Source organism: Lentilactobacillus kisonensis DSM 19906 = JCM 15041, assembly GCF_001434135.1.
Lineage (GTDB): Bacteria > Bacillota > Bacilli > Lactobacillales > Lactobacillaceae > Lentilactobacillus > Lentilactobacillus kisonensis.
Map to the genome: position 1 here is coordinate 16,233 of NZ_AZEB01000030.1, position 12,483 is coordinate 28,715.

At 39.7% G+C, this 12,483-nt stretch carries 16 protein-coding genes and 1 pseudogene; 11 read left to right on the plus strand and 6 right to left on the minus strand.

Annotated features, from left to right (window positions below; translation table 11 throughout):
• Positions 1–354 precede the first annotated feature (354 nt).
• Complete coding sequence (locus FC98_RS11710) at positions 355–2,013, plus strand: DUF5776 domain-containing protein (RefSeq protein ID WP_056949612.1); 1,659 nt, start codon at positions 355–357, stop codon at positions 2,011–2,013.
• Between the two features lie 1,120 nt (positions 2,014–3,133).
• On the opposite strand, the gene FC98_RS11715 is transcribed toward FC98_RS11710, so the two are convergent.
• On the minus strand, positions 3,134–3,382 hold the full coding sequence (locus FC98_RS11715; RefSeq protein WP_054655959.1) for a hypothetical protein: 249 nt from the start codon (positions 3,380–3,382) through the stop codon (positions 3,134–3,136).
• 772 nt (positions 3,383–4,154) lie between these two features.
• On the opposite strand from FC98_RS11715, the gene FC98_RS11720 reads away from it, so the two are divergent.
• Both FC98_RS11720 and FC98_RS11725 read left to right on the plus strand, forming a co-directional pair.
• Positions 4,155–4,511: a type II toxin-antitoxin system RelE/ParE family toxin gene (locus FC98_RS11720; RefSeq protein WP_056949613.1), complete on the plus strand. Its 357-nt coding sequence runs from the start codon at positions 4,155–4,157 to the stop codon at positions 4,509–4,511.
• Positions 4,486–4,761, plus strand: a complete 276-nt coding sequence (locus FC98_RS11725) for a helix-turn-helix domain-containing protein (RefSeq protein WP_056949614.1) — start codon at positions 4,486–4,488, stop codon at positions 4,759–4,761. The genes FC98_RS11720 and FC98_RS11725 overlap by 26 nt, the downstream gene beginning before the upstream one ends.
• 139 nt (positions 4,762–4,900) lie before the next feature.
• Here FC98_RS11725 and FC98_RS11730 read toward each other — a convergent pair whose 3' ends face one another.
• The gene (locus FC98_RS11730) at positions 4,901–5,650 is read right to left on the minus strand and encodes an SDR family NAD(P)-dependent oxidoreductase (RefSeq protein ID WP_054656088.1); all 750 of its coding nucleotides are present in this window, start codon (positions 5,648–5,650) and stop codon (positions 4,901–4,903) included.
• Positions 5,651–6,107: 457 nt separating this feature from the next.
• On the opposite strand from FC98_RS11730, the gene FC98_RS11735 reads away from it, so the two are divergent.
• Together FC98_RS11735 and FC98_RS11740 are read left to right on the plus strand one after the other, a co-directional pair.
• Complete coding sequence (locus tag FC98_RS11735) at positions 6,108–6,377, plus strand: hypothetical protein (protein ID WP_056949615.1); 270 nt, start codon at positions 6,108–6,110, stop codon at positions 6,375–6,377.
• Positions 6,374–6,739 (plus strand): type II toxin-antitoxin system PemK/MazF family toxin, encoded by a 366-nt coding sequence (locus tag FC98_RS11740; RefSeq protein WP_054656090.1) that lies wholly within the window; start codon positions 6,374–6,376, stop codon positions 6,737–6,739. The genes FC98_RS11735 and FC98_RS11740 overlap by 4 nt, the downstream gene beginning before the upstream one ends.
• A 62-nt stretch (positions 6,740–6,801) precedes the next feature.
• On the opposite strand, the gene FC98_RS11745 is transcribed toward FC98_RS11740, so the two are convergent.
• The gene (locus tag FC98_RS11745) at positions 6,802–7,287 is read right to left on the minus strand and encodes a YbaK/EbsC family protein (protein ID WP_056949616.1); all 486 of its coding nucleotides are present in this window, start codon (positions 7,285–7,287) and stop codon (positions 6,802–6,804) included.
• 178 nt (positions 7,288–7,465) lie between these two features.
• Here FC98_RS11745 and FC98_RS11750 point away from each other — a divergent pair, with 178 nt between their 5' ends.
• Complete coding sequence (locus FC98_RS11750) at positions 7,466–7,900, plus strand: GNAT family N-acetyltransferase (RefSeq protein ID WP_056949617.1); 435 nt, start codon at positions 7,466–7,468, stop codon at positions 7,898–7,900.
• Entirely contained in the window at positions 7,890–8,348 is a 459-nt protein-coding gene (locus FC98_RS11755; RefSeq protein WP_054656096.1) for a helix-turn-helix transcriptional regulator, read from the plus strand. The genes FC98_RS11750 and FC98_RS11755 overlap by 11 nt, the downstream gene beginning before the upstream one ends.
• 91 nt (positions 8,349–8,439) lie before the next feature.
• On the opposite strand, the gene FC98_RS14730 is transcribed toward FC98_RS11755, so the two are convergent.
• From FC98_RS14730 to FC98_RS11765, 3 genes are all read right to left on the minus strand, one after another.
• Entirely contained in the window at positions 8,440–8,598 is a 159-nt protein-coding gene (locus tag FC98_RS14730) for a hypothetical protein (protein WP_156637296.1), read from the minus strand.
• 546 nt (positions 8,599–9,144) lie between these two features.
• Complete coding sequence (locus tag FC98_RS14870) at positions 9,145–9,507, minus strand: hypothetical protein (protein WP_056949618.1); 363 nt, start codon at positions 9,505–9,507, stop codon at positions 9,145–9,147.
• Positions 9,507–9,794 (minus strand): type II toxin-antitoxin system RelB/DinJ family antitoxin, encoded by a 288-nt coding sequence (locus FC98_RS11765; RefSeq protein WP_054656098.1) that lies wholly within the window; start codon positions 9,792–9,794, stop codon positions 9,507–9,509. Before FC98_RS11765 ends, FC98_RS14870 begins: the two co-directional genes overlap by 1 nt.
• Positions 9,795–10,331: 537 nt before the next feature.
• On the opposite strand from FC98_RS11765, the gene FC98_RS11770 reads away from it, so the two are divergent.
• The 4 genes and pseudogenes from FC98_RS11770 to FC98_RS11785 all read left to right on the plus strand — a co-directional run.
• A complete protein-coding gene (locus FC98_RS11770) occupies positions 10,332–10,883 on the plus strand; it encodes a sigma-70 family RNA polymerase sigma factor (RefSeq protein ID WP_054656100.1) in 552 nt (183 codons plus the stop codon).
• An 89-nt stretch (positions 10,884–10,972) separates the two neighbouring features.
• Positions 10,973–11,221, plus strand: coding sequence for a DUF1659 domain-containing protein (locus FC98_RS11775; RefSeq protein WP_054656102.1), 249 nt, complete (start codon positions 10,973–10,975; stop codon positions 11,219–11,221).
• Between the two features lie 31 nt (positions 11,222–11,252).
• The gene (locus tag FC98_RS11780; protein WP_056949619.1) at positions 11,253–11,489 is read left to right on the plus strand and encodes a DUF2922 domain-containing protein; all 237 of its coding nucleotides are present in this window, start codon (positions 11,253–11,255) and stop codon (positions 11,487–11,489) included.
• Between the two features lie 765 nt (positions 11,490–12,254).
• Positions 12,255–12,483, plus strand: a pseudogene (locus FC98_RS11785) (hypothetical protein); the annotation flags it as partial.

Here is a 12,483-nt window from a genome sequence, read left to right on the forward strand (position 1 = left end):
ACGGTGCTGCTACAAGCGGAAAAGTCGGGATGAAATTCCCGGCTTTTTGTTTCTAAAATGGGTGGCGTGATCGTCGTAAGCAAGTCAATAAACGGAGGTATTAAAAAATGCTTCTCGATTAACGTTAACTAACCTCAAATACTTAGTTTATCAGTCTATCGTCCAATCGGTAGGCTGATTTTTACTATCAGGGAAACCAACGTGATAATGAACTAATCAATGCGGACAACTAATTATGAGTAAATTACTCATTTATTGATAACAAATAGGCATCATAATACCACTTTGCCGACTATTTTGATAATATAGTATTAGTAAGTGATGACATGAATTAAATAGGGGGAGGAAACCGATATGTCCGATAAGACTAAGTATTTTAGCCTGGCTCGAACTGTTCGATTTGTAATGGCATTCATTGTGACGCTTGTCTTTGGGGGATTACTGATGCACCAAGCGACGACCGTTCGTGCAGCTGGTGCCCCAGTTACCTACGTTTTGCATGCAGTTGATACTTATGGAAATCCGATCGATGCGCCGTTTAATCAAAAAACGGTTGTCGATGATTCGTCGGCTGCCATTAAAATTGACGTGAGCGGTTTAGTGACTACCAGCCTTGATAATGGTCGCTACACCTTAGCGGGCTACCACACTGATAATAAATCTGATCAGCAGGTGATGTATTACAACAACCTGCCAAGGGGAACCACGCCGATAACTGACAGCCTCAAGGGAATTGATGTCGACCGTCCTGAACGAAATGAAAACAACAAGACCGTCAATCTTTACTTTGCTTATCAGGACACCCAATCTAAAAAGCCTCGGGAGATTACGCTGAGTGCAGACGCGCTTAATCGTGAGGCTGGTAAGGTGAAGTTCTTCTTTACGGATGCATCAGGCAACGAACTAAGCGCACCGCTCAAGTACGATTTCAAGGATGTCCCAAGTTTAAAGGACACCTTTCAAGATGACATCGGCAATTACCGCTATACCGCGGCGGTTGTCCGCAATCCCAACAACTATGGGACTTACGTTTACGCCAATTCCAAGATTTTTGCCAACATGAAGACTAACGCCTCGGATGTGTTGTGGCAAGCGATTCTGCAGCCGGCGTACATGAATGGTTTCTCTAAAGGGCCTAAAGTAAAGTGGGAAAGTGGCTCCACGGTGACGTTCGTCTATGAGAAAATTAAGAACACGCTGACGATTGAATACATCGATGAATCTGGAACCGCAATCCCTGGTCATCCTGCCCAGAAACAGACCTTGGCGAATGGTGCTGAGTATACTGAAGCGGCTCCAGATATCGCCGGTTATACGGTTGTTGGTGATTCCCAGGCGACTGGTCGATTAACTGAAGACGCGACAATTAAGTTTACCTATCGTAAGACAGTGACGCCACCCACGCCGGGGACAGACACCAATTCTAATTCAGGGACTGGGCAGATAATATCCAACCCAACCCCAGAAACAACTGAACCTGGACAGCCTGAACCAGAAACAACAACGTCTGAAGCCGCCGAGGTCCCTAATACCGCTGTTAAAAGAGGGGCAGCGGTATATGCTACCAAGCACATTTATATGTATCAGAACGCCACTTTCAACAAGAAACAGCGAATCGCCAACTATCCAAAGGCCAAACGGATCAACCGGCCGATGTTTGTAGTGACCGACTATGCTCACTCAAAGGCTGGGTTGCTGAGATATAAGGTCCGCGATGTGAACCATAAGAGTAAGACTGCTGGCAAAACTGGCTATATTACGGCTGACCGGGCTTTTGTCGTAAACGTTTATTATGCGACAATGCCTAAAAATAAGCAGATTACGGTAATTGCTAAGAAAGGCGTTAACGCGTATAGGAATGCTAATTTGACCAAGAAAGCGAAGAATTATAAACAGGGGACTCGCCTTAAAGTTAAGAAGATCGTACGCCACAACCTAACTTCTCGTTATCAGCTGAGTAACGGAAACTACATCACTGGTAATAAGAAATTAGTTATTCAGGGGAATGATTGATTGAACTTTAAACATGGAAAGTCGGAATTTACGTTTCGGCTTTTTATTTTGGGATGAAATCTACATATATTTCGTAATTAATTAATAGTGACCGGCAAAGCCACGAGAAATAATAGTTCACGGATAAAAGAATAAAATGATTTTGGGGAGTTGATATGATGTTGTATAGCAGCAATCCAATTTGACAATGTCACACCAATTCGGGCATTTATATTCGTTGAAAAATTAATGTTATTAAATTGTTGAATTGAAGTTAATATGCTAGAATATTATGTATAGGATAGAGGTCGCAGAAACAACCTCTATCCGGCACAAGTTAAAGTGCATCTAGTTGAGGCTAACCTTTATGGTTGGCTTTTTTGATTATCCGGTAAGCAGTCGCAAAACTAACTGCGGCTTGGGATAAGATCAATAAGCTAATCGAAATGCCTATCATCCAAATGTCCTTTCCAAAATTTTGTGCATCATCATCACCCCATTTCTATATTGGTAAGGTGTGATGCATGCACTATTAACCTGCTAAGCCACTCCTAGGAATGACTCTATAGGTTAAATACGGAAATTGATCACAGTTATCTTTAAAAACATCTCCCGATTCAAAATTCAAGTGCAACAGTCGGCAACTAGACCATTTAGGCTAGTTAAAAGTGCCATGACAATCCATTCACGACACTTGAATCACATTAAAAAGTGACTACAACTAGAGGCGAATTGAGGAAGAACCTGGCTTTGAGACAATTGTGCAATCCAGTAGCCAGTGTGTAAGCGCGTTTCACATTAATTTCAAGGACAGCAAGTTGCATGATCAAAACTGCTCCTTCAACTTCCAAGAAATTGAATAATTTTTATTTGAAACCAATTTCTTGGATTGGATTAAACCACCGATGTAGGCAGAAATACTAGGACTGATAAGCCATCGAAAAAGCAAATCCAGGTAGCAAAGATTCACGATTGTGACTTGATTGGGTCGAACGAGTCCTTTACTAACAAACTAAAAAATAGTCTGAAGACACTTCATCACGAAGGTTGGTAGTCAGGCTATCTTTTAGTTGGGATTCAATTCAACATGAAAACATGTGTACTCTCCAAGCTTATTCATTTTCTTGCCTTGTAAGCGAGATTAATCTGACTTTCTCACAAAGGTTTTGCGGATATTTACGACAAATAACGCTGCAATAAAGCCGACCAGCCAGATGATTGGTAGGATGACCGCTAGTATTGCAATCATGATTTGTTTGGCACGGATATCCAGCTTGCACCATTTATCTTTGAATGAATGCCATGCATCTTTTTGAAAGGGAATGGCAAATAAATCAGTGACTAGATTGATCATGAACCAGATGTTGGCGAACTTGGCGGCTTTTTTCATAGTTGAAACTCCTTGATGGGTAAGTTTATTAGATATACGTGTATATTAACATCTACTTTGCGAAAAATTAACCAGTTGAGATGAATAATTATATTATTGAGATTGAAGCTAATATGATGAAGTAATATGTATAGGCCAGAGGTTGTGGACCCCTCTGGCCACACAAGTTAAAATGCACTCGGGAGAAAGCTAATCTTTATGGTTAGCTTTTTTGTTATCCGGAAAGCGGTTCTAATATGAATCTTGGTAAGGGGTACCGCGTGCACTATTAACCTGCTAAGCCATTAGTAGGAATGATTCTATGAATTAAATGAGGGGTTAAATATGTTTGTACTTGTCCTTTAAAAATGGTGGTGTAATTAATTGAATATTTAATGCAAGTGGCAATTTCTGCTGCTTGCTTTTTTAGATTATATTTCAACTTTAATATGCCGTTTTGTCATCGGACTTTCATCTAGCTTTCTTGTCCTATAACTTAAACTAATTCTATTGTTTGCAAAGCCTCTGCGAATATTTACCACGAATAATGCTGCAATGAAGCCGACCGGCCAGATGATTGACAAATTTGGCATCCTTTTTAAATGCACCCTGGTTGAGCTGCCTTTACTTTTGAAATTTAACAAATCGCAAAGTTGATTACGTATTTATTCACTAGAGGGATGGATAGAAAATAGTAGTTACCTCGACATTCAAGAGGGGCCATATTTTAGGAATGTTGTGTTTGATTCTTTTGTCTATAGCATATATGCTATTAGAAGATTAGGAGCCTGCTATGAACTTTTATTACTACTTTTATTACTATAACGAAGGTGAATTTTTTAAAGAATTATCCAAATTTTCCAAGATTGATCGGGCAAAGATTGTGAGTAGAATTAATAGAATTGAAAAATACGGTCTCATGATTGCAGCTCAAAAGTTATGGGTAAAGAAGATTGATGATAATTTGTTTGAAATTAGAATTCATTTTGACCATGGAATTAGTAGGTCAATTTATTTTGAAGATATTGATGCCAATTACGTGATTACGCAAAATTTTGTTAAAAAGAGCCGAAAAACGCCGTTTTCAGAAATCCATAAAGCAAAGTATCGAAGGAGAAACTATTATGACCCCAACAGAAAAAATGATTGAAAAACTTAGCAGTAAAGATCCAGAATTTAAGGAAGCCGTTGAACATTACCAACAACAAGATGATTTTGCTGTTCAAATTTCAGAGTTACGTAAAGAACTTGGCCTCACGCAACAACAGCTAGCCGACAAAGTTCGAGTTCCTCAGTCAACGATTGCTCGTTGGGAAACCGGAGATGGTAATATTACAATAAAAAATATGGAAAAGATTGCTAAAGCTACTAACAAAAAGTTAACTATGTACTTTGCATAAAGCCATGGAAAAGCCAGGAGAAGTCCGCTCGTAAAATCAACGTATCATTTTCAATAATTGCTGAGTGGAAAACCGGGACTGTATTTTCTGGATTATTACTATCACGCCAAAGTTCATCATAAGTTCATAAATCTTCTAATTAACTTTTGTGAGTTGGCTTTATCTTGCTCCAAATGTGCTTAGCGCCCAATGAAACGATGCCCATCCGGTTAATAATTTTACCTTGGTGGTTATGAGCGTCATTCACTGCTGCTGCAATAATTTGGCCGCCTTCTTCAACGGAATGCATCATCCAGCCACTCATGTGATCATTTAAGTCGGTTGTAACGCCACCGGGGATAACGCCGAATACCTCAACTGGAATGTGGTTTTGCTTGTAATCGTTGCCAATTAATTTGATCAGAGTATTTAGCGCTGATTTGCTGGTAAGGTACCCAAACGGCTTGAAGAAATTATTGATAATGGTAGGAATGGTCAGACAGACAATTTTTCCCTGATTTTTAGCCAAAATCGGTGTGAATTGCTTAATCATCTCAAAGTTGCCTTCCACGTTGACCTTCATCAAATTATCCAGCTCTTTGGCAGAGAAGTCTAAAGGGCCTTTATTCATGTCGCCAGCGATCCCGGCATTATTAACGATGACCTGTAGATCAGGGTGGTGGCGGTTGACTTCAGTGACCGCTTCATCGAGCGTTTCTAGATTATTAAGATCGATATGAATCAATTCAACGTTAGATAAATTTTCAGCGTTTAATTTGGCCAAGGCTGTTTGTCCTCGTTGAATGTTGCGAACCCCTAACAATACGTACCAACCTTGGTGGGCCAATTGGCGGGCAGTTTCAAAGCCGATGCCGCGATTGGCACCGGTGATTAATACTTTTTTTGTCATTGTTCGTCTCCTTATGAATGTTAACGTATGAACGTATTTTAACATTTGCCATGAAGTCCCGTTTTTGATAAGTAAAAATAAAAGCATGGTAGAAATCGGGAAATGGTTTCTACCATGCTTTATTAAGAGCTATATAGAAAATGGTCCTTTAAGAACTTGTGATATTAAAATTGTGGACTTAGCCGATGAACAACAGGATCAAGCTCTAACGTGCATGATTGAACATGATAATTAAAGTAAATTAGTCTGGTCGTTGGATGAAGAACTACGAGCAACAACCCAGAAATAATAGCTAATATTGAGAATCTTTCCGTATTTAATTAAGGGAAGGTAAGCAAAGTGTTTCTCTATTCGTCGAGTAATGGGAGTGTGAGAATATATAAAGAACTCAGAGCGTAAGTACTTGTACTTATTTATACGTGTGTATATACTCGTAAGTACGAAGGAGGGATTCCTCATGCAAAAAAGAGAAAAACAATCCGGTCGAATTGCTGGCAGTTTCGTTGCTCGCCGTTCAGGGAATTCATTGAGCTTAACTATCCCAGCTGATGCTGAAGTTAAGGAAGGAGCAGAATACGTTTTGGAAATATTAGATGATGGGACATTAAAATATAAGCCGCAACAAAAAAACATTTGGCATACTGAAAAAGCTCAAAATTATGATTTTCGCAGTGATCTGAAAAAGATTAATTATGCAGAAGAAAAGCGATTTGGTAAGGAGATTTGACCATGCATATACCCATGCGAGGAGATATCGTATTTATAGATGCAGAACCACATGCAGGTCATGAGTATGGGGGCCACAGTACGACTGATCAGAATATTAGACGGCCAATGATTGTTTTATCAAACAATGATTATAATCGGGCGACTGGAATGGTTATTGGAATGGTTGTCACCTCTAAGGATTTTTCTGATAACGATTTTTACTACGCCTTTGCCGACTTTGAAAGTGGCATTAAAGGAAGTGTCGTTACTTGGCAATTGCCCACCTATGATTTTCAAGCCCGTAATGGTGAAATCGTTGGGCACACTTCAGAAAAATTAGTTCAAGAATTGCGACAACGCGCGATTGCAATTTTGAGTTAAAATTAGTATTTAAAAAAATGGGCATTCATTGCCCATTTTTTTGTTACACAAACGCAACAACCTCATCCAATCACCATCGGCTCATGTCTCATCGCACGAAGCACCTTCAGTAAGTCGCCATAAGACATTAATACCGTGGCCGTATTGATGTTGGGGTGGGCAGAAATTTCCGGTAGTGTGTGGAGATCACGATTCAATAAGACCTGCACCTCATGTTTGCCGTCGTGCATCAATGCTAGCGGGGTGACCATGCCAGACACAACACCAAGCAAGTCTTCCAGTTCGTCCTCAGACGCGAACGTGAGCCTACTGCGTGCAATGCCAAGCTGGTCGGCTAATGCTTTGAAATTCACTCGGGATCTGTCGGTTAGGTATAGGTAGAATTGATCACTTTTTTTCTGCTTCAACAGTAGATTCTTAACTTCTGGCAGCCCTTTTGGTGTGTTGGGATCGTTCATCGTCCAAATAGCGGGGTGGTCAACCCGTCGATAGTGGATATTAAGTTTTTTAAGTAAGTCCAAGGCTTCTTGTTCGGTTGCTGGTTGCATGTCAACCACTCCAATCTGATAGGTATTGAGTGACGAGAATTGATCGGACTGCTCAGTTAGAAGATAACTTTTGTGTTGGGAAGTTCGATTTTTTGCTAGGTTCCTGTTGAGGAATAAGCATAAAAATCGGCAAGCGTGAAATATTCCATATTGGAATGTATATGATATAATATGTTATATGAAAAAGATTGTATTTAAAAATTTGACGGATAGAATTACTAAGTATGACCTTGATGAATTTATATTTGATTGGAAAAACCTTTCAAGTGAAGATATATTGGTAGGTCTATTTAGTGAAGAAATATTGGTTGGACTCGTCAGTTTCATTCAACGGGATAACTATGACCATATCAATAATATTGAAGTGTTGAAATCATTTCAGCGGAAGGGATTTGGCGGGATGCTGTTAGCGATCGTAATGATTGATTCGTTTGATCGCAAATTTGCTGATGGGTTTGTAGATCTTATTAGTAAGACAACGGGAGTCCAGCAGTTCTATCAACACTTAGGGGCACGGTTGATTAGTTCATCACATCTATATTTTGACAATGAAGCTAGTCAAAAAGTTATTGATCAATATTTACCAGAAGGAGGCGTTATTGATGGCTACTAAAGATCAGATTATCATTGAATTGAATGATTTGAATCATGTGATTGCTTCGTACCCTGTAGATTCCAAGCAATATCAGAATGCATCTGACAAGTTAAGCCGGTTACTTTTGGACGCGGTCAATATTCGGGATGTGAGTTTCATTGTTAAGGCGTTGGGCAGAAAACTTTCCGATGACGAGCTGGCTAATCTGATTATTGCTGGTAGGAATGGTCAGCCGTTAAATGAGTCAGTTACTTTGCCAGCGGAGGCTGATGCTGCGTATACGTTGCGGATTGAACGGCAAAAACGCCATTTAACCCAACAAGAGTTAGCAAGCAAAATTGGAATTACCCAGGGACAATTAGCTAAAATTGAAAATGGTCAACAAAACGCCAATCTAAACCTGTTACAACGGGCGATGAGCGTTTTTGGTGAGCCGTACATTGTCAAACCAATTCCTCAGTCCTAATACCAATACTTGAGCCCCAAAACCATGAGTATTTTAAAAGCCAATTTGCATTTCGGATCTTCTCAAAATGCGGATTGGCTTTTACTAATGGTTAATTTGCCTGTTTTTTGTCCTGCTTGTCGTCATGGGTCGCACTCCAAACAGTGAATAAACTCAAAGCACTAATGACCCATGATTTTGTATCTGAATCCAGGTAGAACCAACTTAATATTAAGGCAATCACGATTAGCAGATACTTGACGGACCTCATAGACATGTCCCTTCCTTATTTGAGGAACTAATTACTTTTATTGTACAAAACTAGTTTTGTAATAGCAAAATAACCTGATAATTATTTAAAAGATAATCGGTATCCAAAACTTTGGTAAGGCTCCATGTATTAGTCTTGAGACAGTGATTCGTTAGTTTGTGAATTGCGAAGCTTCTTGTTCGATAGCAGTAGCCTTAGGTTGAAAGTATATAGGCAGAAATAAAAAATAAGAGGGTTATGATTCTTGAAATGAGTACTTACATCGGGTATGGTTATTTGGAGCAAAGAGAAATGCCTTTGCTTGCCAGATTGGTGTGGTAGGGGGTCGCCACATTGCCCGACAGAGGCTTCGTATCTGATCACTAGTCGCGGTTAGAGACGCTTTCTAACCCTGTACCCTTACTTTAATAATTCAGCCGCCAGCATTTGTTGGCGGCATTTTTTTGATTTGTTTTATTGAGGCCCCTCGGAACTTGATCCGTTCCGTATCGAGGTGCTGTTGTGGAAGCAATACGCAGTGATGACTTAGCTGCTCAAAATAAATCATTATGTGTCCCAATACCAGCCAAAAAAAACAATCTCTTCAGTTGGTACAAAGACTAACAAATGGTCCCCACTGTGACTATCAAAATGTAATTCTAGGATGATTATTGTAAGTTGAGGATTGTTTAATTGTCGTTTGATTTGGTGCTTCAAATCAGATAATCCTTCTAAGGCATGTACGTAAAAATAATCTGGAATTGGATCATCATTGATTAGACAAGCGATAATAAATTCCCAAGGGGTCCGTCCTCTGGGATCAATTGCTTCTGGTAAAGGATTATGAAAAATCGGGTACCACTTAGGATCTTGTTTTCGTTTACGGAATTGTTTTTTAAATTGCTTAGTAAATTTGATTGATCTATGCATCAGCCTCGAGACTCCGATCCGTTATTTTGTGAATTGAGAAGCTTTTCCAATTCGTCTAAATTATCAGCTCCGGGAAGTTCCTTTTTGCCAGCCAGATCATGAATCACTTCCTGTAGAGAGTCTATTAATTCGCGATTAGGGATTGAATAGTATTTGGGAAGTCCTTCATTTGCGACTGTGGTTAAGGTCATTCGAATAAAATCTGAAATTGTTAAGCCGTGCGCCTCTAAAACCGTTTTAGCTTTATTTTTAACGTCTGAATCGATCCGAGCTTCAATTCTTGCCATTATTAATCACCTCTACTTGATTGTACGACAATTGGCGTACACGAACAAATGAATTGCTTCCATAGTTTTTAGATGCTGTTTAAAGTTCGCTTCTAAATGTTAAATACGCAAATACTATCACTAAATATTTTTTAACATCCAGAAGTGACTAAATCCAAGAAATCAGTTATAGCAAATTAATATCCCGCCAGTTATTTTCCGCCTAAATGAAATCCAAGCATGACAAATGTTGTGAAGCTATCAGTAATAAAGTTGTCATCATTCAAATATCCATGATGCAACTACTCCGCAATTTCAACTTTCCCAATCGCCTCAAATAAAAACCACCCCAGCCACCCGTACTGATTTCCTTTTAAAATTTTTTCATCAACATCAAAACTCAATCCGACAATCTTGGCAAAATACCGCTATCACAACAATGGTAGCGGTATTATTCCTCGATAAGTATGCCGTTGTTGCCTTAATTACTTCTATAATATAATGCTTTCTTGTGACAAGGGCCCTTGGATCAATCTGAGAAAAAGGAAGATTCAAGTGATGACGAATAAACAAGATGTAAACAAATTACGGGCGGAGGCATTTGCGTTTCTCCAAGCAGGCGATCACGAAAAGGTGGTCTATGGCGCCTTAAAGAAACTGCATATTAATAGAAGCAATCCATTCTATGAGGATATGGTTCAAGAAGGGATGATTGCCTTCGTGGAGAAGTACATGAAGGCAGCTTGCCTGGAAAAAGGGCCAGAGAACCTACTGGTGTACATTTATCAAGGGGTATATTGGAAGTTACTTGATTATCTTCGCAAGCAGCTGACGGTCAATCAGCATGTTCAGGGTCTGGCAGGGGATAAAGATGATCCGTTGGCAGAGCTGCCAGACCTGAAGCAAACGGTGGCTGACTATGAGTTAAACGCATTTTCTAGTGAATTGAGAAGGGAACTAACCCCTAATGAAGCCCAGTACCTCACCCTCGCCCTTGATTATGGCTATAACCTGACTGAGATCGCCAAGCCCTGCAACGTTTCCCGGCAAACGGTTCATAACTGGCGGAAGGGGATTCAAAGAAAAGTTGCCAAATTAATTGAAAAATAGCTTTACACTTTGCCTCGTTGTTTCGTTACTAATAGATGTAAGGGTTGGCCAACCGGCTTACAAGTAATTAAACAGAGGAGAACGAGAATATGCAAAAGGAATGGATGAAAGCAAGTGTTAGTTATACGTTGGTTAATGCGGATCACAAGAAGGGTGTTAAGCATTCTTTTAGTAATGTTGCGAAGGATGTAAAGGCCGAAGCTGTGAGCGCGTTCGGCAACATCTTAGAAACCCTTGTTGATGGTGACATTACCGATGCAGCCGTAACGTCAACTGATCGCGTGACCGTGGATGAGAAAGCAACGGCCCCGGCAACCCCAGTCGTACCCGTAGCGTAATTTAAATTAGGACTAAATGGAGGAACATTCTATGAAAAAATTAGAACTGGTATTCAAATCTTCAGATGACAAGCTCAAGACCATGACCATCAACTACGCCAACGACACCCTTGAGGGCACTGATGTCCAAAAACAAATGAGCCAAATTGCGGCGCTCAACATGTTCCAAAAGGATGGCGTGAACCTCTATGCCACACCAGTCGCTGCTCAGTACCGCAGCACGAACATTGAATCGTTGTTTGATAATCGCGATGAAAAGAAAGCCTAGCACGTAAATTTCAAGAACATTAGCAATCAAACGCAGCATGATAGATATAATAATAGTAGATAAACGGTAAGCAATTAGAACGGTTACTGTTCTGATGGTAAAAAAGTGAATCTCCCGATCATCTGTAAAAGATGGTTGGCTGATTCGCTTTTTCTGTTAACGTGATTTTGGCATACGACCTATTTTAAAATATGTCATGTATGGGATAATGCCGTTGTTGAAATTGATAATGGTTTTTTAACCCTCGCAAGATAAAAGAGGCCGCTGATGACAGTGAAAATTGACGATTGGTTGATTGCTTTCGACAAATTCAACGATTTTTTAAAAGAATTTTAGCTGAAATAACAACCCAAATACCCCCAGAAAGTGTCAAAACGTTGTCGTGATTTTTTTAAACGAGCCCTTTATCAGGCAAATTAAGGAATAAAATAACCGCGTTTTCGGCGATTAAGGGCGGCAATTCAACTGTTTTGCACACAATGTATCAATCGCAACAGTTCTTACAACCCCTATGGATAGTGGGGTTGGACGGAATTAGTTAAGGGACCATAGGCTTCTATTACAACTATGTTTCAGATATAACAAACACATAAATAAAAAGCATTTGCCTTGCGATATGAAATGTTAGGCGATACAATAATAGACGTAGAGTTGATTGGGTACAAATTGTCCTTGTTATTTATACTTCGTTAAGTTAAAATAATAAGTGCAGTTTACATATACCTAGTGAACTACAAATCATATTATATTGGAGGAGACAACATAATGAAATCAAGCTTGAAGAAATCATTATTTGTAGGCTTAGCTGCTTTAGGCTTTGTCGCTGTTGCTGGTTCAGCTAACGCTACCAACGCATCTGCAAAGAGCTATGCTAAGGTTACATCAAACAAGGCCTTATCGACTGACGCTACTACTCGTAACGTTAACGTTAATGGTACTAACGCATTGTATACTAAGGCTGGTACCTTGAAAGGTGCCAAGACTGTTGCATCAA